The following is a 25,932-nucleotide window of genomic DNA, read 5'->3' as shown; positions in this document are numbered from 1 at the left end:
TATAATAAAATAAAAAAATTTTAATTTTTAATCTTATTTATTTGTAAAAAAAAATTAAAAAAATAATTTTTTTATATATTTTAACATTTTTACAAAAAATTTTTTTTACGTTTTTATTAAATTACTTCAAATAACTTCATTTTTAAACAGTACATTCAAATTAATTTAAACAAATTTATTTTATTTATTGTTTTATTACTATCTATTTATAAACCAAAATAAAATAAATAAACATAATAATTTAAAATATATAATTAATTATAAATTTATTAATAATAGCTTTTACTATTAAAATGTAAAAAATTATTTTTAAAGAAAAATCATTTAAAAATAAAATACTATATAAAATATAAAATATTTTTATTATTTTAAAAAAATATTTTTAACAAAATTATAAATTTTATTTTTTAACTCAGACCTTGAGGTAATATAAAGTGCCCCCATGTAATTTATATTACAGTAATTTTTTTTATATATAAAAAATTATTTTTATTCATAACAAAAAAAACTAAACAAATATAAATTATTAATAAAATTAATATTTAAAAAAATTATTTTATAATTAAAAAAATTTTAACTTATTAACTACATAAATATTTAATCATTAATTTAAACAATATAGGAAAAATATGGGAAAAATAATTGGTATTGATCTTGGAACTACTAATTCTTGTGTAGCTATAATGGATGGTAAGAAAGCAAGAGTTCTTGAAAATTTAGAAGGAGAAAGAACTACTCCATCAGTAATTGCATATACAAATAACGGAGAAATATTAGTTGGGCAACCTGCTAAAAGACAAGCTATCACAAATCCAAAAAATACTTTATTTGCTATAAAAAGATTAATAGGAAGAAAATTTAAAGAAAAAGAAGTACAAAGAGATATTTCAATAATGCCTTATAAAATTTCTAAATCAAAAAATGGAGATGCATGGATAAAAATAAAAAATAAAAAAATAGCCCCTCCTCAAATATCTGCTGAAATATTAAAAAAAATGAAAAAAACTGCAGAAGAATTTACAGGAGAAAAAATTGACTCTGCAGTAATTACGGTACCAGCTTATTTTAATGATACGCAAAGACAAGCTACAAAAGATGCTGGTAAAATAGCTGGGTTAAATGTAAAAAGAATTATAAATGAACCTACTGCAGCTGCTTTAGCTTATGGATTAGATAAAGGAAAGGGAAATAGAACTATCGCTGTATATGATTTGGGTGGAGGGACTTTTGATATTTCTATAATTGAAATTGATGAAGTAGACAAAGAAAAAACATTTGAAGTATTATCTACAAATGGAGATACTCATTTAGGAGGAGAAGATTTTGATAGTAGAATTATTAATTATTTAGCTAAAGAGTTTAAAAAAGAACAAAATATAAATTTAAAAAATGATGCTTTAGCTATGCAAAGATTAAAAGAAGCAGCAGAAAAAGCAAAAATTGAATTATCTTCATCTAAACAAACAGAAGTTAATTTACCATATATTACTGCAGATTCTAATGGACCAAAACATTTAAATATAAAAATTACACGATCAAAACTTGAATCTTTAGTAGAAGATTTAATTAACCTTTCTATTAAACCTATACAAATTGCTTTACAAGATGCAAAATTATCTATTGATAAAATTAATGATATTATTCTTGTTGGAGGACAGACAAGAATGCCTTTAGTTCAAAAAAAAGTGGAAGAATTTTTTAAAAAAAAACCAAGAAAAGATGTGAATCCAGATGAAGCTGTAGCAGTAGGAGCAGCAGTACAAGGAGGAGTTTTATCAGGAGAAGTAAAAGACGTTTTATTATTAGATGTAACTCCTTTATCTTTAGGGATTGAGACTATGGGAGGAGTAATGACTGCTTTAATATCTAAAAATACTACAATTCCTACAAAACATAGCCAAGTATTTTCTACTGCAGAAGATAATCAAACAGCAGTAACTATTCATGTTCTTCAGGGAGAAAGAAAAAAATCTATTCATAACAAATCTTTAGGACAATTTAATTTAGATGGTATTCATGCATCTCCTAGAGGAATACCTCAAATTGAAGTTACTTTTGACATCGATGCAGATGGAATTTTACATGTTTCAGCTAAAGATAAAAAAACTGGAAAAGAACAAAAAATAATTATAAAATCTTCTTCAGGGTTAGATAAAGAAGAAATCAAAAAAATGATTTCTGATGCAGAAATAAATTTAGAAGAAGATAAAAAATTTGAAGAACTCGTTCAAATTAAAAATCAAGGTGATCAAATCGTTCATAGCACTACAAAGCAATTTAATGAAAACAAAGACAAACTTTCCGAAAAAGATAAAATAAAAATTCAAAAATCTATTAATAACTTAAATTATTCATTAAAACAAGATAACAAAGAAGAAATTGAAAAAAATATACAAGAATTAATAAAATCTTCGTCAATTCTTATGAAAATAAATAATACACAATATAATAATACTAATAAAAAAAATACTTCTACAACTGAAAAAAAAAACAAAGATAAAAAAAATTCTAATGTTGTAGATGCAGATTTCGAAGAAATAAAAGATAATAAAAAAAAATAATTATATAAAATAAATAATTTCAATAATAAATTAAATTAAATTATAACGGGCGTAGAAAAATTTCTACGCCCGTTATTTATACATAAAAAAATTTAAAATTCATCGATAAAATGTAAGGTAAAAAATGCAAAAAAAAGATTACTACGATATTCTTGGGATTTCTAAAAATTCTAATAATATAGAAATAAAAAGAGCTTATAAAAGACTTGCAGTAAGATATCATCCAGATAGAAATCCAAATAATAAGCAAGCAGAAAAAAAATTTAAAGAAATTAAAGAAGCTTATGAAATTTTAATTGATGAAAATAAAAGAAATAATTATGATCAATATGGACATGATGCATTTAATCAAAATCAATCGCAACAAGAATGGAGTGAAAGTTTTACTAGTGATTCTTCAGATTTTGGAGATATCTTTGGAGATGTTTTTGGAGATATATTTGGAGGAAAAACACAAAATACTACAAAAAAAAAAGGAGCTGATTTAAGTTATAAAATAGAAATTACTTTAGAAGAATCTTCTACGGGAACTTTAAAAAAAATAAATATTCCAATATTACAAAAATGTATAAAATGTGAAGGAACTGGAATAGAAAAAGGTTATTTTATAGAAAAATGTATTACATGTAACGGATCTGGAAATATACATATTAGGAAAGGATTTTTTACTGTACAACAAACTTGTCCTAAATGTTATGGTAATGGAAAAATTTTAAATCATCCATGTAAATTTTGTCATGGAGAAGGACGAAAAGAAAAATATAAAAAATTATCTATTAAAATTCCAGCTGGAATTAATACAAATGATCGAATTAGACTATCGGAAGAAGGAGAATATGGAATACAAGGTGGTAAACCTGGTGATTTATATATAGAAATTTTTGTAAAAAAACATTCTATATTTAAAAGAAAGAAAAATAATTTATATTGTGAAATTCCAATAAATTTCTCTATGGCTGCTTTAGGGGGAAAAGTTGAAGTTCCAACTTTATATGGAAAAGTAAAATTAAATATCCCAAAAGAAACTCAATCTTCTAAACTTTTTAGAATTCGAAACAAAGGAATTATTTCTTTAAAAACTAAACAAAAAGGAAATTTATTTTGTAAAATAATTGTAGAAACCCCTATAAATCTGAACAATACTCAAAAAAAACTATTAAAAAAATTAGGAAAAAGTTTTAACAAAAAAAAAAAAAATGAAAACACTCCAAAATCAAGAATTTTTTTTGATGGAGTTAAAAAATTTTTTGATTCTTTAACAAAATAAAAAATTTTTAAGCAGTACTGCTTATTTTTTTTTTTATTTTTTTATTTATTCTTTAAGTAATATACTTATACTTATAAAAATTTTTTTTATTAGAATAAAATGAGCAATACTGCTTTTAAAAAAATTTAAAACAATAAATGTAAAAATTATTTAATTTTTTGAGTTTTTAATCGATTTATTTTTAATGTTAAAGATGATTTTATTCTAGAGGCTTTTTTTTTATGAATAATCCTCTTTAATGCTCCTTTATCAACTATAGATTGTACTTCAGAAAATTTTTTTTTTATTATATTAAAATCATGATTTTTCTTTATATTTAATAAAAAATTTATTTTTTTTATACAATTTTTAATTCTAGACTTTCTTCCAATATTAAACTTTCGTTTATTTTTAGAATATCTTGAATATTTTTTTGAAGATTTAAGATTTGCCATAAATTATGATCCTTAAAATTTTATTATATTATTAAAAAATTTTAATTTTAACATAGAGTAATTTATATAAATTTTTATTAATAAAATATATAATAAGATATATAAAGCTAAAAATTTTAAAGTATTATTAATAATACTTAAAAAAAATAATTTAATAATTAATTAAAAAAAAATTAAAAAAAAATTATTTAAATTTTTTTTAAATATACACATATTATATAATATAATAATTTAAATAAAAAATTTATATTTTATAAAATTGAATATATTTATAAAATAAATATAAAAAATTGTTTTAAAAACTGAGAATTTATAAAAAAATATCTTATGAATATTTATAAAAAAAGTTTAAATTTACCAAAAACAAAATTTTCTATGAGAGCAAATTTAATTCACAAAGAACCTCAAATCATAAAAAAATGGAAAAAAGAAAAAATATATTACAATTTAAATAAAAAATCTAAAAAAAAAAAAAAAAAATTTGTAATTCATGATGGGCCTCCATATGCAAATGGAAATATTCACATTGGTCATGCATTAAACAAAATATTAAAAGATATAATTCTAAAATCTAAAATTTTATCTGGTTATTATATTTCTTTTATTCCTTCTTGGGATTGTCATGGTCTTCCTATTGAACATCAAATAGAAAAAAAAAAAAACAAAAAAAAAATAATAAAAAAAAAAATTATTAAAAAATTTTTTAGAAAAGATTGCCAAAAATATGCTTTAAAACAAATAAAAAATCAAAAAAAAAATTTTATTAGATTAGGAATATTTGCGGATTGGAAAAATTCTATATTAACAATGGATTATAATAATCAAGCTAATATAATGAAAAATTTATTAAAAATTTATGAAAAAAATTTTTTATATTCTCAAAGAAAACCAGTATATTGGTGCTTAAAATGCCAATCTTCATTAGCTGAAGCAGAAGTTGATCATTTAAAAAAAAAATCTCATTCTATTATTTTTACAATGAAATCAGAATCTCCAAAAAAAATTTTTAAAATTTTAAATATAAAAAATAAAAATATAAAAAAAAAAAGTATTAATTTATTAATTTGGACAACTACTCCATGGACTATTCCCTCAAATCAAGCAATATCTATTAAGCCAAAATCTTTATATAGTTTTATTGAAACAAAAAAAAAAATTTTTGTTATATCTAAAAAATTAATAAAAAAAAATTTAGAGATTTTTAAAAAAAAAAAATATAAAATAATTTGTTCTATATTAAGTGAAAAATTAGAAAATTTAAAATTTTTTCATATATTTTTCAAAAAAAAAGTAAAAATAATATTAAGTAATCATGTCAATTTAGATTCCGGAACAGGAATTGTTCATACTTCCCCAGATCATGGACTAGAAGATTATATAGCTTGTAAAAGCTATAATATAAAACCTATAAATTTAATAAACTCTAAAGGAATATATAAAGATAATATAAACAAAATTATAAACAAAAAAAAAATTTTTAAATGTAATAAAATTATTATAAAATTTTTAAAAAAAAATAATTTTTTAATAAAAAAATCAATTATTAAACACAATTATCCTCATTGTTGGAGACATAAAAAACCTATTATATTTAAAGCTACCAAACAATGGTTTATTAAACTAAATGAAAAAAATTTTCAAAAAAAAATTATAAAAAATATAAAAAAAATTAAATGGATTCCAAAATGGTCAGAAAAAAATATTACTAAACTTTTTTTAAATCGACCAGATTGGTGTATTTCTAGACAAAGAATTTGGGGTGTTCCAATTCCACTTTTAATAAATAAAAAAAACGGAAAAATACATAAAAAAAACTCTATATTAGTTAAAAAAATAATTCAAAAAATTAAATTAAAAGGAATTCAAACATGGTATGATTTTAAACTTAAAAAAATATTAAATAAAAAAGATCAAAAAAAATATAAAAAATCTAAAGATATATTAGACGTTTGGTTTGATTCAGGATGCATTCATAATTCTAAAAAATATATTTCTATAAATTCTAAAAAAGAAATTTCTGATATTTGTATTGAAGGTGTCGATCAGCATAGAGGTTGGTTTATGTCATCTTTAATAACTTCAGAAATTACACAAAATCAAAAACCATTTAAAAAAGTTCTCACACATGGATTTGTAATAGATCATCACGGAAGAAAAATGTCTAAATCTATAGGAAATACTATACAACCTAATGATATAATCAAAAATTATGGAGTAGAAATATTAAGATTATGGGTAGCTTCTAGTAATTATTCTAAAGATATCACAATTTCTAAAGATATCATTGAACAAATATCTGAATTCTATAGAAAAATTAGAAATACTTGTAGATTCATACTTTCTAATCTTTATGATTTTGACCCTAAAAAAGATGCAATTTGTCAAAATCAAATGTTAGAAATAGATATTTGGGCTATAAAAAAAACTCAATTAACTCAAAAAAAAATTATTTATTTTTATAAAAAATACAATTTTCACAAATTAGTTAAATACCTATTAAAATTTTGTTCTATATATATGAGTTCTTTTTATTTAGATATAATTAAAAATAGACAATATACAATGAAAAAAAATAGTATAGGAAGAAAAAGTTGTCAAACTTCATTATATTTTATAATCATATGTTTATCAAAATGGATTTCTCCAATTTTATCTTTTACAGCTGACGAAATTTGGACTCATATCCCTCAAAAAAAAAAAAATATTTTTACATATAATTGGAATAAAAACATAATAAAAAAAAATTTTTATAAAAAAATTAAATTTAAAAATTGGAAAAAAATTTTTAAAATTAAAAATGAAATTAATAAAATTTTAGAAAAATTTAAAAGTTATAAAAATATTAAAAGTTCTTTAGAAATAAAAATAATTTTATATAGTAAAAAAAAATTGTTTAATTTATTAAAAATTTTAGAAAAAGAATTAAAATTTATTTTTATTGTATCGAAAGTAATAGTTAAAAATTATTATTATGCTGATCAAAAAATAAAAAAAAATAAAAAAATAAAAAATTTAAAAATTAAAATAAAAAAATATTCTAAAAAAAAATGTCAAAGATGCTGGAGTTATTCAAAAAAAATTTTTTATTATAAAAAATATAAAAAAATTTGTAATAGATGTTTACTAAATTTAATGAAAAAAAATATTGGAGAAAAACGATATTTTGCATAAAATATTTAATATATATTAAAAAAATTTTTTAAAATTATAAAATTTTTTAATTTAAAAAAATTAAAAATTTTTTATAAAAAATATTTTAAAATAAATTTTTTAAAAAATTTATAATAACACATTAATTCATATTTTAAATTTGTTTATATATAAAAAAAATTTTTAAAAAATTTTAATAAAAAAAATTAATTATTTTTTAATATAAAAATAAAATCATAAGATTTATATAAATATATAAACATTAATAAAATAAAATTTTTAAAATATAAAAAAAATTAATTCTAACAATATACTAATACACATATATAACAATTATTTAAAAAAGAAAAAATATGAAAAAAAAAATTAAAATAGCCGTATGTGGCGCTTTAGGAAGAATGGGACGTTTAATTATTAAAGAAATTCAAAATAATAAAATAGTTTCTTTAGAATCTGCCATAGTAAATAAATATGATAAAAATATAAATAAAGAAGTTGGAAAAGTTTTAAAGATAAAACCAACAAAAATAGTTTTTCAACCAAAAATAAAAAAATCTAATAATTTCGATGTATTAATAGATTTTACTACTCCAGAAAAAACAATCGAAAATGTTTTATATTGTCAAAAAAATTCAAAAAAAATAGTAATTGGAACAACAGGATTTTCTAATTTAGAGATGAACTTTATTAAAAAAGCTTCTAAAAAAACTAGTATTTTATATTCTAGTAATTTTAGTATAGGTATTAATTTAATGATAAAATTATTAGGAACGATAACAAAATCAATAGGAAAAACTTCAGACATAGAAATTATAGAATCTCACCATAAAAATAAAATTGATGCTCCTTCAGGAACTGCAATATCTTTAGGGAAAAAAATTGCAGCATGTATGAATTGGAATTATGAAAAAAGTGCAATTTATGATAGACATGTTAAAAAATCAAAAAGAAAAAAAAGAGAAATTGGATTTTCTAGTTTAAGAATAGGAAATCTTGCTGGAAAACATTCTGTAATTTTTGCAAATAATAATGAAATATTAAAAATTAAACATGAAGCTGTAAATAGAAAAATTTTCTCTAAAGGAGCTGTTTTAGCATCTATATGGTTGCATAAACAAAAAAATGGACTATTCAATATGCAAGATGTACTAAAAATTTAAGATATCTAAAAAATTTAAAAACTTTTATTCTAAAAAAATTAAGGAAAAAATTTTGAAAAAAAATGCGGTTTTAATATTAGAAGATGGAAATATTTTCTACGGAAAATCTATAGGAATAAAAGGAATAACATCTGGTGAAATTGTTTTTAATACTTCTATGACAGGATATCAAGAAATATTAACAGATCCATCTTATAAAAATCAAATAATTACTTTTACAGCTCCACATATTGGAAATGTAGGCACAAATTCTAATGATGAAGAATCCAAAAAAATACATGCTAAAGGTATTGTTATTAAAAAAATATCTTTAAAACCTAGTAATTATAGAAGTAAACAAACTCTACAAAAATATTTAAGAAAAAATAATAAAATTACTATAACTAATATAGATACAAGAAAATTAACTAGAATAATTAGAAACAAAGGATCACAAAAAGGTTGCATAATTTCAGAATATAAAAATATTTATGCAATTAAAAATTATCAAGATGCAATTTTATTAAAAAAAAAAAATAAAAAAAAAACAAAATCAAAAAAAAAATTAACAACATACTCTTGGTCAAAAAAAAGTTTAAACTTAAAAAAAAAAATTCAAATAAAAAAAAATTTTAAATATTTTAATAAAAAACCAATAAATATTATCGTATATGATTTTGGAGTTAAACAAAATATACTAAAAATGTTATTTGATAGAAATTGCAATATTACAGTAGTTTCAAAAAATACTGCATATAAAAAAATTAAAAAATATAAACCACAGGGAATATTTTTATCAAATGGCCCTGGAGATCCTAGAAAATTTAAAAATTCTATTAAAATAATTAAAAAAATATTAAAAAAAAAAATACCTATATTTGGTATATGTTTAGGACATCAAATATTAGCATTAGCTAACAAAGCTAAAATAAAAAAAATGAAATTTGGACATCATGGAGCTAATCATCCAGTAAAAATCTTAAAAAACAATAAAATTATAATTACTTCACAAAATCATAATTATGTAATTAATGAAAAAAAATTACCAAAAAATATAAAAATTACTCATAGATCATTATTTGACAATACAATACAAGGAATAAAAATAAAAAAAAATTTTGCATTTAGTTTTCAAGGACACCCAGAAGCTAGTCCAGGCCCTCAAGACGCAAAATTTTTATTTGATAAATTTATAAATATGATTAATAAAAAAAATATAATTTAAATTAGGAAAATAAAAAAAATATGCCAAAACGAACAGATATAAAATCTATTTTAATATTAGGAGCTGGTCCTATTGTCATTGGCCAAGCCTGTGAATTTGATTATTCTGGAGCTCAAGCTTGTAAAGCTCTTAAAGAAGAAGGTTACAAAATAATTTTAGTAAACTCTAATCCTGCTACAATTATGACAGACCCTAAAGTTGCAGATGTAACTTATGTAGAACCCATACACTGGAAAATAGTAAAAAAAATTATAAAAAAAGAAAAACCTGAAGCCTTATTACCTACTATGGGTGGTCAAACAGCATTAAATTGTGCTGTAAAATTATATAAAAAAAAAATACTTTCTAAATTTAATGTAAAAATATTAGGTGTTACAATAAAATCAATTGAAAAAGCTGAAAATAGATTTTTATTTCAAAAATCTATGAAAAAAATTAATTTAAAAACTGCAAAATCTGGAATTGCTCATAATTTAAAAGAAGCTTTAAAAATTTTAGACAAAGTAAAATTTCCATGTATTATTAGACCATCATTTACTATGGGTGGAACTGGAGGAGGGATAGCCTACAATATTAAAGAATTTAAAGAAATATGTATAAGAGGATTAAACTTATCTCCCACCAAAGAACTATTAATTGATGAATCTTTAATTGGATGGAAAGAATATGAAATGGAAGTGATTCGAGATAAAAAAAATAATTCTATTATTGTTTGTTCCATTGAAAACTTTGATCCTATGGGAATTCATACAGGAGATTCTATCACTGTTTCTCCAGCTCAAACTCTTACAGATAAAGAATATCAAATTTTAAGAAATGCCTCTATAAAAGTATTAGAAGAAATTGGAATAGAAACCGGAGGATCTAATGTTCAATTTGCTGTAAATCCAAAAAATGGAAAAATTATTGTTATAGAAATGAATCCAAGAGTATCTCGATCATCAGCTCTTGCCTCCAAAGCTACAGGATTTCCTATAGCAAGGATATCAGCAAAATTATCGGTAGGATTCACTTTAGACGAACTTCATAATGACATTACAGGAAATTCTATTCCTGCTTCTTTTGAACCATCTATAGATTATATAGTTACAAAAATACCAAAGTTTAATTTCGAAAAATTTGATAATTGTGACAATAGACTTACTACTCAAATGAAATCTGTTGGTGAAGTCATGGCTATTGGTAGGACTTTTCAAGAATCTTTTCAAAAAGCAATATGCAGTTTAGAATCAGGATATAATGGATTAAATTCTAAAATTAAAAAAAATGAAAAAAATCCAATAAAAAGAATAAAAAAAGAATTAAAAAATCCTGGATCAGAAAGATTTTTATATATAGCTGATGCTTTTAGAAGAAAAATAAAAATTAAAGAAATTATGAAACTTACAAAAATTGATTTTTGGTTTTTAAATGAAATTAAAAAATTAATTTTAATAGAAAAAAAAATTATTAAAAATCCTAAAGAAATAAAAAATAAAATTTTTTTAAGATATTTAAAAAAAAAAGGATTTTCTGATTCTAGAATTGCAGAATTATCTAATATAAAAGAAAAAAAAATAAGAAAAATTAGAAATTTTCATAAATTATATCCTGTATATAAAAGAGTAGACACTTGTTCAGCAGAATTTAAAACTTCTACAGCATATATGTATTCAACTTGGGAGCAAGAATGCGAATCTTTACCTACAAAAAATAAAAAAAAAATACTAATTATTGGAAGTGGCCCAAACAGAATTGGACAAGGAATAGAATTTGATTACTGTTGTGTTCATGCTATACAAACTTTAAGAAACCAAGGGTTTGAAACAATTATAATAAATTGTAATCCTGAAACCGTTTCTACAGACTATGATATTTCTGATAGATTATATTTTGAACCAATTACTTTAGAAAAAATTATCGATATTGTAAGAATAGAAAATCCTAAAGGAGTAATTATACAATTTGGAGGACAAACACCATTAAAATTAGCTAAAAAATTAAAAAAATCAAAAATAAAAATTTTAGGAACAAGTACAGATTCTATTGATAAAGCTGAAAATAGAAAAAAATTTCAAAAAATTGTTAAAAAACTTCATTTAAAACAACCCAAAAATGCTACAGTTTTTGAACTTTCTAAAGCAATAAAAACAGCAAATATTATTAAATATCCAATTATGATTAGACCTTCTTATGTTCTTGGGGGAAGATCTATGGAAATAATATACAAAAAAAAAGAACTTAAAAAATATTTTAAAAAAAATGAAAATAAAAATACTCCCTTATTAATTGATCAATATTTAGAAAATGCTATAGAAGTAGATGTAGACGCTATTTGTGATAAAAAAAATGTGTTTATTGGCGCAATTATGGAACATATTGAACAAGCCGGAATACATTCTGGAGATTCTGCTTGCTCTTTTCCAGCTTATACATTAAATGATAAAATATTAAAAAAAATTAAAAATCAAACTAAAAAAATTGCAATAAATTTAAAAGTAAAAGGATTAATTAATATTCAATTTGCTATAAAAAAAAAAAAAGTATATGTAATAGAAGTAAATCCTAGAGCAGCAAGAACAATACCTTTTATTTCAAAGGCACTCGGAATTTCTTTGACAAAAATTGCTTTAAAAGTAATTTTAGGTATTAATTTAAAAAAACAAGGATTTATTAAAGAAATTAAGCCAATATATCATTTTATTAAAGAATCTGTATTTCCATTTAATAAATTTTCTAATGTAGATCCTATTTTAGGCCCAGAAATGCGCTCTACAGGAGAAGTTATGGGTATTGGTAAAAATTTTTCTGAATCTTTTAGAAAAGCTATGTTAGCATCAAATAACAAAATAAAAAATAATGGAATCGTATTTTTATCTGTGCAAAATTCAGATAAAAATAAAATAGCTAAATTAGCAAAAAAAATTAAAAAATTTAAATTTTCTATTGAAGCAACTACAGGAACTGCAAAAATCTTGAAAAATTCTAATATTTCAGTAAAAAACATAGATAATATGAAAGATATTCTTAAAAATATAGAAAGTAACAAATATTCTTATATAGTCAATACAGCTTCTTCTAGAAAATCTATTAAAAAATCTTCTCTAATAAGAAAAATGGCAATACAAAAAAAAATTTTTTTTAATACTACTATGAACGGAGCTTTTGCTACTGTAAATTCTATTAATATTGATCCTACAAAAAACATAATTTCTCTACAAGAAATTAATAAATAATTTTAAAAAAATTAAATTGTAAAAATTGTTAATTTATAATTTTTTAATTCATTAAACAATCTTTAAAATTCATATTAAAATAATATAAAATTATAATTTTTCAAACTTATCAAATTTTTAAATTAATAAAAAATATTTTTATATATTTATATAAAAATATTTTTTTTAATTATGTAATCACTCATAGCATAATATTTTTCTTTAGGAATATTTTCAGCTCGATCATTAGGGTTAATTCCTAATTTTAATAAAAAATTTTCTGAAAACAAAGAAGAAAAATTTTTTTTAATCATTTTTCTTCTTTGTTGAAAAGCAATAAAAGTAATTTTTTCTAAAATTTTAATATATTTATAATTATAAATGATAGATTCAATCGGTTCTAATCTCACAAATGTAGAAAAAACTTTTGGTTTAGGATAAAATGAACTAGGATTAACATCAAATAAAATAAATATTTTAAAGAATTTTTGAACTATAATACTAAGTCTTCCATAATTTTTATTCCCTGGTTTTGCAAACAAACGTAAAGCTACTTCTTTTTGAAACATAAAATTCATATCTTTAATTATCGAAATAAATTTTAAAAGTTTTAAAATTAAAATAGTGGAAATATTATATGGAAGATTTCCAAATATTTTAATTTTTTTTTTTTTAAAAATATTTAAAAAATTAAATTTTAAAACGTTTTCTAAAAAAAAAACTACTTTATTACTAAAAAATTTTTTTTTTTTAAAATATTTAAAAACATCTTTATCTATATCAATAACAAACAATTTATTTAAAAAAATAGATATTGGTTTAGTTAAAGAAGCTAAACCTGGACCTATCTCACAATAAGTATACTTTTTTTTTTCAGGACTTATTGTTTTTATAATTTTATCTATAATTTTTTTATTTTTTAAAAAACATTGTCCAAAATGTTTTTTATAAAAAAATTTTTTTTTTTTGTATTTCATATATGTTACTTAATAAATTTTTATATTTAAAAAAAATGTATAATGATTTTATTGATTTTTTTTTATTAATAATTTTTCGTAATTTTACCTGTATAAAAAATTTTTATATAAGAAAGTTTCTTAATTTTATCAATATATTTGTTTAAAACATCATCATAATCTTTTTTAAAAAAATATAAATAAGTATTATTTTCAACATATTTATTAAAAAAATTTTTATTTTTTATATAATTTAATTGAAAAATGTTCCAACCTAACTTTGATTCAATAGGCTTACTAATACAATTATTTTTATCTATACTTGGAAAAACATTTTTAAAGTTTTTATCAAACTCTTGATCATTAAACCAGCCTAAATCTCCATAATTACTTAATGTAATATCATTAGAATATTTTTTTTCTAATTCTTCAAAAGAGTTCTTATTAGTTATAATGTTATTATATAATCTATAAACTTTATTTTTTATATATTCTGGACTATGATTTCCGTAAGAATCATATTTTATTAAAATATGATGAACATTATACATTTTTTTTAAAAATTTATTTTTATTTAAATAAACATTATTTATTTTTATAAAAAAAGCTTGTGTTCCTTGTATAAAAGGCTTAAAAACGTAATTTTTTAAGTTTATATCAACTTTTTGGTGTATAAAACTTTCAAAATCTTTTAAGCTCATACTTTCATTTTTTACATTATTATCTTTTTCTAATGTATTAAAATATTCTGTATAATCATCAACATTCATAAAATTAAAATTATCAATAATTTTAACAAATTTTTCATTTATTAAATTTTTTACTACAATACAAAAATCTACATAATATTTTTTTTCTTCATCTAACAAATTTTTTTTGTAAATTTTATTAAATTCTTTAGAAGATATTTGAATATTTGATTTTACAATATCATTTTTTAAATATTCTAATATTATTACTTTTTTTATTTTTGTTAAATATTCTTCATATGTAAATTCAAAATTTTTATCTAATTGAGAACAAGCACAATAAAAATCTTTTTCATTTAACATTTTTTTTGTATTTAAAAATTCTTGTATATCATGATCTACATGACTATTTATTTTTAATAAAAATGAAGGATCTGAATTTTGTAACAACAAATTATTAATAATCAAATTATTTAAAGCTTGATCATACAAAAAAATTTTCTTTTTGCAAAAATCTTTTTTATGTAAAGAATCATTTAAACACATAAAAAATATTTCTTTTTTTACATCACTATGCAAAATATTAACATCATTTATGTTAGCTACTAATTTATTTATAAAAATTTTATGAAAATTATTAATTTTATATAATAAATTTACTGAAAAAAAATTAAAAATACAACTTAAGAATATAAATTTTATAAACCATTTTTTTATCATAATATTTAATTTTAATATATTTATATTTTTTTATTTTTTTATATATACTTTGTTATAAATAAATTTTTTAAATATAATTTTTTAAAATTATATTTTTAAAGTATTGTGAAAATTATTTAAATTTTTTAATTTTATATAAATAAAAATTTTTATTTTTAAAAATTTTATTTTAATAATAAAAAAAAATATACAAAAGATTAATTTTTTAATATTTAATGAATTAATATTTTTATATTATATTATATATTGTATAGTATATTTTAAAAATATATATATTAAATATAATTTAAAAAAATTATATAAAAATATCTAATTTGAATTTTAAATTTAAAAAAATTTTATTTATATAAAAATTAATTATTAATAAAATAATAATTAAACTAATTTATAGTAATCATTATAGAATAAATGATTATTTAATTTTTTTTAAATAGGAAAAAAAATGGAATCTTGGATGATATTAGTTTCAAAAAAATCTTCTATACACACCCTAATTTTAATTTTTTTTATATCTTTTTTAGAATCTTGCCCATTAATTAGTTTCATTCTTCCTGGATTAATATTAATGTCATTATTAGGAACAATAATTTCTAAACAAAAAATAAATTTTTATTATGCTTGTTCATTCTCTACAATAGGTTGCATATTAGGTGATTGGTTTTCTTATTATATTGGATGGAAATTTAAAAAATTTCTAAAAAAAAATAATTTTATACAAAAAAAATTAAAAATTTTTAAAAAAACTGAAAAATTACTTTTTAAATATAGTTTAATGACAATTTTTTTTGGAAAATTAATTGGACTAACAAGACCTATTATACCTATTTTGTCTGGAACTTTAAACATTCCTTTTTTAAAAAAATTTTTAATTCCAAATTTATTAGGATGTATTATATGGCCTCCTATATATTTTTCTCCAGGAATTTTTACTGAATTTTTAATAAATAAAATAAATGTTGTTTATAAAAATTGTAATTATTACAATTCAATTATTATTATAATAACAATATTAATAATATTGATTATATCAATAAAATCTATATTTTTTTTTAAAAAAAAATAAAATATTATTTATATAAAATATATATTTTATAATTTTAAAATTTTATTATAAAATTTATATATAAAAAATATATCATATTTAAATTAAAAAAAAAAATTAAATTATTTTTTTTAAAAATAAAAAATCTATATGTAAAAATTTATGTTTAAAAGAATGAAATTGAATTTCTAAAATTTTCACAAAAATATTTTTTTTTTTTAATTTTATTTGAAATTTTTTATGTTTAAAATTATCAATTTTATCATATATTTTTAATAATTCATTTTGATTTAAACTAATCAAAATAGAAGATAAATTTTTTCTATAAATTATAGATGGAAAATTTTCTGTTAGTCTTAATCTTCTACTATTTTGAGTACCACTTTTTTTTCTTTTTAAGCCATTTAAAACAATCATAAAATTAACTCATATAATAAATTAAATTGTTTACACAATCCAAAAAAAAAAAAAAAAAAAAAAAAAATAAAAATTAAAATTTAATTTTAGATTTTATCCATTTAAGTTCTTTTTTCCATAATTTTTTTTTTGGAGTTTCTAAAATAATAGGTTTTTTTAAAAAAATTTTATTTTTAAAAATCCACGAAAAAAATTTTTTACCTATTTTTCCATAACCTAAATTTTCATGTCTATCTTTTCTACTAAAAAAATTTTTTTTAGAATCATTTAAATGCAAACTTTTTAAATATTTTAAGTTTACTACTTTATCAAAATTTTTAAATATTAATTTACAATTTTTTATGTTTCTTAAATCATAACCAGAAGCAAATAAATGACAAGTATCTAAACAAACCCCAATTCTTTTTTTATTATTAACATTAGAAATAATTTTTGCAATATGTTTAAAATTATAACCTACATTTGTACCTTGACCTGCAGTATTTTCTATAATTATAATTATCTCATCAGTATTGTTTAAAACAAAATTAATAGACTCTGATATATTTTTTAAGCAAACATTTTCTGAAATTTGATTTAAATGACTTCCAGGATGAACATTTAAAAATTTTAAACCTAACAAATAACACCTTTTAACTTCTTTTAAAAAATATATTCTGCATTTTTCTAATTTTTTTTTATCAGGATGACCTAAATTTATTAAAAAACTACTATGAGGTAAAATCTGATTATTAGAAAAATTATATTTTTTACAATTATACTTAAATTTTTCAATTTGAAAATTTTTTATTTCTGGAAATTTCCATTGTAAAGGATTTTTTAAAAATAATCCAAATGCAGTACTATTTAAATTATAAGCTTTTTTTATAGAATTTTCTACACCTCCAAAAATACTAATATGAGGTCCAATATAATAATTATTATACATAAAAATATTCCTAAAAAATAATTAATTTTAAAAAAAATTAAAAATTAATATAAAAACTATCTATTGTTTATTTTTTAATTAAACTATTAAAATTTAATTATACAAAAAAATTTAAAAAATAAAAATGCTAAATTAAAAAAATTTTTGAAAAAAATAATAAAAAAAATTAAAATAATTTATTTATTTATTGTAAAAAATTATTTGGTTTATTATTATAATTAATAATAAAATAAAATAAAATTATTTAAAAAAAATTTATTGAAAAAAATTAATATATCAATCTCATCAACTTAAAAGATTTAAAATTAAAAATAAATAATTATTATTTATTTTTTAATAATATTTTTTTAAAATTAAAATTTAAAACTATGAAAAATAAAAACATAATAGATATTTATAATACAATTAAAATACTAGAAAAATATTGGAATAAAAATAATTGTATCATTTTACAACCTTTAGATCTTCCAATTGGAGCAGGAACCTTTCATTATAAAACATTTTTCTCTTGTTTAGAGAAAAATGATTTTGCTTATGCATATCCTCAATTATCTAGACGTCCTACTGATGGAAGAAATGGAAAAAATATTAACAGATTACAAAAATATTATCAATTTCAAGTAATTATTAAACCTCCACCAAAAAATATTCAAAAAATATATTTAAAATCATTAAAAAAATTAAAAATTAATACAAAAAGAAATGATATAAAATTTATAGAAGACAATTGGGAAAATCCTACATTAGGGGCTTGTGGAATTGGATGGGAAGTATGGTTAAATGGAATGGAAATAACTCAATTTACATATTTTCAACAAATAGGAGGATTAGATTGTAAACCAGTGGCTGTAGAAATTACATATGGAATAGAAAGACTTTCGACTCATATTCAAAAAGTAAAAAATATTTATAAATTAATATGGAATAATAATAAAAAATATATAAAAAATTATCATGACCTTTTTTTTAAAGAAGAAGTAGAAGAATCTTTATATAATTTTAAAAAATCTAATTCAAAATTTTTATTTTCAGCATTTAAATTATTTTATAATGAATCAAAAAGATTAATAAAAAAACACAATTTATTAATACCAGCTTATAAGAAAATATTATATTCTATTCATTTTTTTAATTTGTTAGATGCTCGAAAAGTACTATCTTCTTCAGAACGTCAAAATTATATAATAAAAATTAGAAAAATTACAAAAAAAATTGCAGAAAAATATTTGAAAATTTATAAATAAATCAAAATTCTATAAAAATTTCTATAAAATTATTTTACTTATTTATAATAAATTTTTAACAGAGCTAAATAAAAATGAAAAAAATTTTTTTTATTGAGTTAGGAACAGAAGAATTACCAGCAAAATTATTAAAAAATATTGCAAAAAATTTATTAAAAAAATTTATCTTAGAATTTCAAAAAAATTATATAAAATATGAAAAAATTGAATGGTTTGCATCATCTAGAAGATTAGCTATAAAAGTAAAAAATATAAATTTTAAAAAAACATTTAAAAAAAAAATTCAAAAAGGACCATCAATAAAACAATCATTTAATAATGATGGAAGTGTCAAGAAATCAGCTTTATTTTGGATGAAAAAATTAAAAATTTGTCTTAAAGATACAAAAATATTAAAAAAAAAAAATAAAAAATGGTTAATATATCCAACAAAAAAAAATTTTAAAAATATAAAAAAAATATTATGTAATATTATTTTTTCTATAATATTAAAAATAAAAAGTTTTTATTTTATGAGGTGGAACGAAAAAAAATATAAATTTTACCGACCATTAAGAAATCTTGTAGTATTACTAAATGAAAAAATAATAAATATAAAAATTTTTGATGTTATCTCTACTAGATTTACTAAAGGAAATTTTTTTATTAAAAATAAAAAAATTAAAATTATACATGCTAAAAAATACCCTAAAATTCTTATAAAAAAAGGATATGTATATTCAAATTATTATATAAGAAGAAAAAAAATTATAAAAAAAATTAAAAATATTTTAAAAAAAATAAAAAAAACTATAAGATATAAAAAATCATTATTAAATGAAATAACTTCTATAGTAGAATGGCCACAAGCAATAATTGGAAAATTTAAAAAAAAATTTTTAAAGATTCCTGAAAATTTTATTATTCATATTCTTGAAAATATTCAAAAAATATTCCCTTTATTTAATAAAAATAAAAAATTATCTAATTATTTTATTTTTATAATAAATTCAAAAAATAAAAAAAATAATCATATTATCAAAGGTATAAATTCAATAATAGAATCAAGATTGCAAGATGCAAATTTTTTTTTTAAAAAAGATAAAAAAAAAAAAATACTTAATAATTTAAGTTTATTAAAAAAAAAAATTTTTTATAATAAGCTAGGAAATATTTATGATAAAGTGCAAAGAATAAAAAAAATAATAAAAATTTTTTATTTATATGTAAAATTTAATAAAAAAAAAGCAATAATCTCTGCAAATTTATCAAAATGTGATTTATTAAATAATATTGTTATAGAATACCCAGAACTACAAGGAGTAGCAGGATCTTATTATGCAGAACAAGAAGGATTTGATAAAAAAATTTCAAAAGCTATAAAAGAACAATATAAACCTATTAATTCTTATGATGATACTCCTAAAACAACAATAGGAGCTATATTATCTTTATCAGATAAGTTAGATTCATTAGTAGGTGTATTTATAATACAAAAGAAAATTTCAGAAAATTATGATCCATTTGCGTTAAGAAGATTATCAATTGGAATTTTAAAAATTATAATAAATAATAATATTTTTATAAATATCAAGTATTTATTAAAAAAAATTTTTTATATTTATAAAATTAAAAATTTTAAAAAAAAAAATATTTTAAAAATAAAAAATTTTATTATAAAAAGATTTTATAAAATTTATAAAAAAAAAAAAAATTATAAAAATGTTATAAAATCAGTATTAAAAATAAATAACGAAGATATTAATGTTATTAATAAAAAAATCCAAACTATATTTTATTTTTTAGATTTACCAAAATCAAAAAAAATAATTTTATTATATAAAAGAATAATCAATATATTAAATAAAAATAAAAATATAAAAATTGAAAAAAAAAATATTAAAAATTTTGAAAATCAATCAGAAAAAATTTTTTTTAAAAAAATAAAAAAAATTAATTTTTTTATTAATATTTTAAATAAATCAAAAAAATTTAAAAAAATTATTAATCAATTATTAAAAATTGAAAAATTAATTAATTATTTCTTTACAAATTTTATGATTAATCATCATAATATTGAAATAAAAAAAAATAGATTATATATATTAAAAAAAATAAAAAAAATATTTTATTTAATAGCAAATTTTTCTTATTTAATATAAAAAATAAAAAAATTTTTTTAAAAAAAAATTTATTAAAATAAATTAAAACATATAAATTAATTTAAATTTTATTTATAAAAAACTATTGTTTTCTTAATTTTATTGCATAATCTTTATTTAAAAATTTTAAAAAATTTTTTATTATTAAATCAATTTCCAAATCTTTTAAAGTTTTTTTAAAACTTTTAAAAATTATTTTTATAGACACACTTTTTTTATTTTTAGGAATTTTTTTACCTTGATAAATATCAAAAATGTAAACATTATAAATTTTTTTTGAAAAATTTTTACATATTACACATAATTTATTAACTAAAAAATTTTTTGAAACTAAAAGAGATATGTCTCTTTCTATTGTTGGAAAAAAAGGAGAATGAGATCGATATAATTTATTTTTGTTAACAACTAAATTATCCAAAAATAATTCAAATAAAAAAACAGGAAATTTTAAATTTAAAAAATTTTGAATTTTAAAATCTAACATTCCTAAATGTCCAATTTTTGTTTTATTTAAATAAATTTTAGCACTGTTTGAACAACATAAACCTTGAATAACACTATTTTTCCAAATTAAACATGTAATATCTTCTAAAAAAATTTTTAATAATTTTTCTAAATCTTTTTTTAAAGAATAAAAATTAAAAATTTTTTTTTTAGAAAAAAATGTTTTTTGCTTTAATAAACCAAATATTGCTCCAGAAAAAAATGTTTTTTGATGAAAATTTGGAGAAAAACAATTTTTTTTAAAAAAACAATCTCCAATCTCAAAAATTTTTATAGTTTTTTCTTGTCTGTTTTTATTATAAATAATATTTTTCAATAAATTATTCCAAAGTGAATTTCTCATAAATAAAAAATCTTTAGAAATAGGGTTTATAACCCTGATAGGTTTTCTATTAGGGAAAAAAAAGTTTTTCCATTTATTATTTATAAAACTATAATTAATAACTTCAGAATAACCTAAATTTGAAAAAATATATTTTAACTTATTTAAATTATTAAATTTTTTATTTTTTTTAGAAATTATTAATTTATTTTTTAAAGGAATTAATTTAATAGTGTTAATATCATATATTCTTAGAAAATCAGAAATTACATCTTCTTGTAAAGAAATATCATATCTAAAAGTAGGAGGAGACACTTTAAAAAATTTTTTATTTATACAAAATATTTTATAACTTAATTTTTTTAAAATAGTTAAAAAAATACTAATTTTTAAATTAAATCCTAATATTTTATAAAAACATTTATGAAAGACGGTTATTTTTTTAAATATATTTTTTTCCTTATTTACATACTTAATTGTACTTGGTATACCCCCACATAAATCTAATATTAATTTAGAAGCATATTCTAAAGAATAATTTTGTAAATTTTTATCTATGAACCTAGAATTATTATCGAATCCTTTATTGTACTTATAATATTTTAAATTTACTTTATCAATTTCTTTTTTATTAAATTCTCCAATTCCTATATATATACTATTTATAAATTTATTAATGGATGATTTTTTTGAAGTTATAAATCCATTACCTAAAGATAAAATTTTTTTTTTATTAGAAATAACTAAAATTTTTTTTTTTATTAAAATATCTTTTTTATCATTTAAGCAAAATTTTTCATTTATTTTTGAAAATCTAATTAAAATATTTTTTTTTATTTCATTTAAACTAAATATATGAAAAGACTGATTTAATTCAATGGATACATAATTTATAATGTCATAAATAATATTAATAGATTGAATATTACATAATCTTAATTTTTCTAACATCCAAAAAGGAGTATTAATTGAAGTATTAACATTTTTTATAAATCTTCCTAAATAATTTTTACAAAGTTTAGAGCTTTCTATAAAATAATTTAAGTTATTTTTAATTTTAGGTATAATTGAAAAAAAATTTATTTTTTTTAGAAAAATGTTATTAAAAGAACAAATTTCTCTTGCTATTCCAATTATACTTAAACAATCATTTCGATTATGAGTAATATTCAATACAATTGTACAATTTTTTTTAGAAGAATTAAAAATTTTTGTTACTTTTAAACCAGATTTAAAATATTTTGGAAAAATAATAATTTTTTTAAAATTTCCTAATAAATTTAAATGAATGTAAGAGCAAAAAATTCCTTCAGAAAAAAAATTTCCTATTTTTTTTTTTTTTATTTTAATATTGTTTTTAATCAAAGCCTTTTCTATAGCTACTGCTACTTTTAAACCTAAATTTAAAAAATTATTTTTATTTTTATCAATAATTGTAATAATTTTATTATGTCCTAAAAAAATTTTAAAAATATTCATAACATTGTCATTAAATAAAAAAGAAGATATTGATACAATTTTACCAACTAAAATATAATCACAAATTTTTTTATCTTCTACTAATAAACTTTCTACTTCCAAACCTATTTTTGTTAATTGATTACAAATTTGATCATTTTTTATTGTTTTAAGACAAAACCAACTTTTTAACCATAACATACTAACTTTCATGTTCTCTCACTATTTTAAAATTGTTTTAAAAAACTTAAATGATTTTTAAAAAAAAATTTAATATTTGTTAAATTATATTTTAACATAATCATTCTTTCTACTCCGATTCCAAAAGCAAAACCTGAATAAATTTCTGTATCAATTTTTGCATTCTTTAATATTTTAGGATGAATCATGCCACACCCTAAAATTTCTAACCATTTTAAATTTTTATCTAAAATATCTATCTCAAAAGATGGAACAGTGAAAGGGAAATAAGAATTTCTAAATCTAATAGAAATTTTTTTTTTAAAAAAATCTTTTAAAAATTCATATATTATCCACTTTAAATTAGAAAAACTTACGTTTTTGTCCACTATAAATCCTTCTAATTGATGAAACATAGGGCTATGTCTAGAACTAGAATCTTTTCTGTATACTTTTCCAGGAATAATAACTTTTATAGGAGGAGAATATTTTTCCATAATCCTAACCTGCATACTAGAAGTTTGAGTTCTTAATAACTTTGATGAATTAATCCAAAAAGTATCATTTTTATTTCTAGAAGGATGATTAAATGGGATGTTTAACGATTCAAAATTATAATATTGATCTTCTATTTCAGGGCCAATAAATAAAGAAAAACCTAATCTATAAAAAAAAGACTTCATTTTATTTATTGATTTTGTAATAATATGAATACTTCCTTTATCATTATGATGATATATGGTAGATAAAGATACATCAACATAATTTGTATGAATTTTTTTCTTTAATTTTAAAATATTTAATGCTTGTTTTTGTTTTTTTATACAAAAAATTATTTTTTTTTTTAAATCATTAATAAAACTTCCAAAAATTTTTTTTTCTTTTAAAGACATTTTTTTTAATTTTTTAATTTCTTTAACTATATATCCATTTTTTCCCAAATATTTTAATCTTATTAAATCTAAATCATTAATATCCCAACAATTTTTAATTCTATTAAAAATTTTTTTTTTATCGTTTAAAGTTAAAATCATATTTTTCAGCTCCAAAAAAAAATTTTTGAAATTTTAATTATTAATAATAAAGACTAAAAAGCTTCCTTTAAGGAAGCTCATCAGTTTAATAAATATAATAAAAAAATTTTTGAATATAAAAAAACAAAAAAATATTTTATTTTATTAAAAAAATTTAAAAATTAAAAAAAGGAACTCACTTTTTTTATAATTTTAGAAAATGCTATTTTATCAAAAATAGCTATATCTGAAAGAATTTTTCTATTTAATTGAATAGAAGATTTCTTAATTCCATACATAAATTTACTATAAGAAATTTTTTTCTTTCTAATTGCGGCATTAATTCTGGAAATCCATAAACTTCTAAAAACACGTTTTTTTTGTTTTCGATCTCTATAAGCATATTGACCTGATTTTATTACAGCTTGATAAGCAGAGCGATAACTTCTAGATCGAGCTCCATAATAACCAGATGCTTTTTTTAAGATTTTTTTATGGCGTGCTCGAGATGTTACTCCTCTCTTTATTCTAGCCATTTTAAATGTCTCCAAAAAATTTTTTACTAAAATATAAATTATGAATAAGGTAAAAATAATTTTAAACAAGTTAAATCTCTTTTAGATACTAAAGTTTTTAATCTCAATTTTCTTTTTCTATTATTTCCTTTTTTAGTAAGAAGATGTCTTAAATTAGCTTGTTTTCTTTTAAATTTACCAGAAGACGTTTTTTTAAAACGTTTATAAGCACTTTTTAAAGTTTTTATTTTTGGCATATATTATTTTATCAAAAAAAAATAAAAAATTTAATACTATTTCTTAGGAGACAAAATCATAACCATTTGTCTTCCTTCAATTTTATAAGGAAAAAATTCAACTATTGATATTTTATGAAGATCTTTTTGAACTCTTTTTAAAACATCTACACCAATTTTTTGATGGGCCATTTCTCTACCTCTAAATCTTAGAGTTATTTTTACCTTATTACCAAAATTTAAAAATCGTATTAAACTTTTTAATTTAACTTGATAATCTCCTTCTCCCGTACTAGGTCTAAATTTAACTTCTTTAATATGAACTATTTTCTGTTTCTTTTTTTGTTCTTTTAAAGCTTTAGTCTTATTATACAAAAATTTTCCATAGTTCATAATTTTACAAACTGGTGGTTTTACATTAGGACTAATTTCAACTAAATCTAAATTTTCTTTAATTGAACGCTTTAATGCTTCAGAGGTTTTAACAATACCTAAAAATTTTCCAGAAGAATCAGTTAATCTAACTAATTTAGATATTATTTCATCATTAATTTTATGCGTTCTAATATTATTATATCTTTTATTAAATTTAATATT

Annotated in this window: 18 protein-coding genes and 1 pseudogene; 9 read left to right on the top strand and 10 right to left on the bottom strand. The window is 18.3% G+C overall.

Features of this window, described 5'->3' with window-relative positions:
- Positions 1-629 precede the first annotated feature (629 nt).
- Together dnaK and dnaJ are read left to right on the top strand one after the other, a co-directional pair.
- Positions 630-2,555 (top strand): annotated as a pseudogene (gene dnaK, locus AACL42_RS01835) (molecular chaperone DnaK); the annotation flags it as partial.
- A 130-nt stretch (positions 2,556-2,685) separates the two neighbouring features.
- Positions 2,686-3,828: a molecular chaperone DnaJ gene (gene dnaJ, locus AACL42_RS01830; protein WP_340147448.1), complete on the top strand. Its 1,143-nt coding sequence runs from the start codon at positions 2,686-2,688 to the stop codon at positions 3,826-3,828.
- 146 nt (positions 3,829-3,974) lie between these two features.
- Here dnaJ and rpsT read toward each other — a convergent pair whose 3' ends face one another.
- A complete protein-coding gene (rpsT, locus tag AACL42_RS01825) occupies positions 3,975-4,262 on the bottom strand; it encodes a 30S ribosomal protein S20 (protein ID WP_340147447.1) in 288 nt (95 codons plus the stop codon).
- Between the two features lie 327 nt (positions 4,263-4,589).
- On the opposite strand from rpsT, the gene ileS reads away from it, so the two are divergent.
- The 4 genes from ileS (at position 4,590) to carB (ending at position 12,991) form a co-directional block, all read left to right on the top strand.
- Positions 4,590-7,433: an isoleucine--tRNA ligase gene (gene ileS, locus AACL42_RS01820; RefSeq protein WP_340147446.1), complete on the top strand. Its 2,844-nt coding sequence runs from the start codon at positions 4,590-4,592 to the stop codon at positions 7,431-7,433.
- 332 nt (positions 7,434-7,765) lie between these two features.
- Positions 7,766-8,572, top strand: a complete 807-nt coding sequence (gene dapB / locus AACL42_RS01815) for a 4-hydroxy-tetrahydrodipicolinate reductase (RefSeq protein ID WP_340147445.1) — start codon at positions 7,766-7,768, stop codon at positions 8,570-8,572.
- A 52-nt stretch (positions 8,573-8,624) separates the two neighbouring features.
- Positions 8,625-9,776: a glutamine-hydrolyzing carbamoyl-phosphate synthase small subunit gene (gene carA, locus AACL42_RS01810; RefSeq protein WP_340147444.1), complete on the top strand. Its 1,152-nt coding sequence runs from the start codon at positions 8,625-8,627 to the stop codon at positions 9,774-9,776.
- A 20-nt stretch (positions 9,777-9,796) separates the two neighbouring features.
- Positions 9,797-12,991 carry a carbamoyl-phosphate synthase large subunit gene (carB, locus tag AACL42_RS01805; protein WP_340147443.1) on the top strand — a complete coding sequence of 1,065 codons (3,195 nt, stop codon included), beginning with the start codon at positions 9,797-9,799 and terminating at the stop codon, positions 12,989-12,991.
- Between the two features lie 146 nt (positions 12,992-13,137).
- On the opposite strand, the gene rsmA is transcribed toward carB, so the two are convergent.
- Together rsmA and AACL42_RS01795 are read right to left on the bottom strand one after the other, a co-directional pair.
- A complete protein-coding gene (gene rsmA, locus AACL42_RS01800) occupies positions 13,138-13,947 on the bottom strand; it encodes a 16S rRNA (adenine(1518)-N(6)/adenine(1519)-N(6))-dimethyltransferase RsmA (protein WP_340147442.1) in 810 nt (269 codons plus the stop codon).
- Positions 13,948-14,012: 65 nt separating this feature from the next.
- Positions 14,013-15,335, bottom strand: a complete 1,323-nt coding sequence (locus AACL42_RS01795) for a peptidylprolyl isomerase (protein ID WP_340147441.1) — start codon at positions 15,333-15,335, stop codon at positions 14,013-14,015.
- A gap of 442 nt (positions 15,336-15,777) precedes the next feature.
- Here AACL42_RS01795 and AACL42_RS01790 point away from each other — a divergent pair, with 442 nt between their 5' ends.
- The gene (locus tag AACL42_RS01790; RefSeq protein ID WP_340147440.1) at positions 15,778-16,398 is read left to right on the top strand and encodes a DedA family protein; all 621 of its coding nucleotides are present in this window, start codon (positions 15,778-15,780) and stop codon (positions 16,396-16,398) included.
- A gap of 96 nt (positions 16,399-16,494) precedes the next feature.
- Here the strand turns inward: AACL42_RS01790 and rplY are convergent, their stop codons facing one another.
- Together rplY and nfo are read right to left on the bottom strand one after the other, a co-directional pair.
- Positions 16,495-16,794, bottom strand: coding sequence for a 50S ribosomal protein L25 (gene rplY, locus AACL42_RS01785; RefSeq protein ID WP_340147439.1), 300 nt, complete (start codon positions 16,792-16,794; stop codon positions 16,495-16,497).
- 73 nt (positions 16,795-16,867) lie between these two features.
- A complete protein-coding gene (gene nfo / locus AACL42_RS01780) occupies positions 16,868-17,722 on the bottom strand; it encodes a deoxyribonuclease IV (RefSeq protein ID WP_340147438.1) in 855 nt (284 codons plus the stop codon).
- A 368-nt stretch (positions 17,723-18,090) separates the two neighbouring features.
- On the opposite strand from nfo, the gene AACL42_RS01775 reads away from it, so the two are divergent.
- The gene (locus AACL42_RS01775; RefSeq protein ID WP_340147437.1) at positions 18,091-18,966 is read left to right on the top strand and encodes a glycine--tRNA ligase subunit alpha; all 876 of its coding nucleotides are present in this window, start codon (positions 18,091-18,093) and stop codon (positions 18,964-18,966) included.
- A gap of 74 nt (positions 18,967-19,040) precedes the next feature.
- On the top strand, positions 19,041-21,107 hold the full coding sequence (glyS, locus tag AACL42_RS01770) for a glycine--tRNA ligase subunit beta (protein WP_340147436.1): 2,067 nt from the start codon (positions 19,041-19,043) through the stop codon (positions 21,105-21,107).
- 82 nt (positions 21,108-21,189) lie between these two features.
- Here glyS and pheT read toward each other — a convergent pair whose 3' ends face one another.
- From pheT to infC, 5 genes are all read right to left on the bottom strand, one after another.
- Positions 21,190-23,604 (bottom strand): phenylalanine--tRNA ligase subunit beta, encoded by a 2,415-nt coding sequence (pheT, locus tag AACL42_RS01765; RefSeq protein WP_340147435.1) that lies wholly within the window; start codon positions 23,602-23,604, stop codon positions 21,190-21,192.
- A 14-nt stretch (positions 23,605-23,618) separates the two neighbouring features.
- Positions 23,619-24,605: a phenylalanine--tRNA ligase subunit alpha gene (pheS, locus tag AACL42_RS01760; protein WP_340147434.1), complete on the bottom strand. Its 987-nt coding sequence runs from the start codon at positions 24,603-24,605 to the stop codon at positions 23,619-23,621.
- 161 nt (positions 24,606-24,766) lie between these two features.
- Positions 24,767-25,120, bottom strand: coding sequence for a 50S ribosomal protein L20 (gene rplT, locus AACL42_RS01755; protein ID WP_340147433.1), 354 nt, complete (start codon positions 25,118-25,120; stop codon positions 24,767-24,769).
- Between the two features lie 38 nt (positions 25,121-25,158).
- On the bottom strand, positions 25,159-25,356 hold the full coding sequence (gene rpmI / locus AACL42_RS01750) for a 50S ribosomal protein L35 (protein WP_340147432.1): 198 nt from the start codon (positions 25,354-25,356) through the stop codon (positions 25,159-25,161).
- A gap of 36 nt (positions 25,357-25,392) precedes the next feature.
- Positions 25,393-25,929 (bottom strand): translation initiation factor IF-3, encoded by a 537-nt coding sequence (infC, locus tag AACL42_RS01745; protein WP_340147700.1) that lies wholly within the window; start codon positions 25,927-25,929, stop codon positions 25,393-25,395.
- Positions 25,930-25,932: the final 3 nt, after the last annotated feature.

Origin of the sequence: Buchnera aphidicola (Drepanosiphum platanoidis), assembly GCF_964020165.1 — a bacterium.
GTDB lineage: Bacteria > Pseudomonadota > Gammaproteobacteria > Enterobacterales > Enterobacteriaceae > Buchnera_J > Buchnera_J aphidicola_BL.
This window is presented reverse-complemented; position numbering and strand designations above follow the sequence as displayed.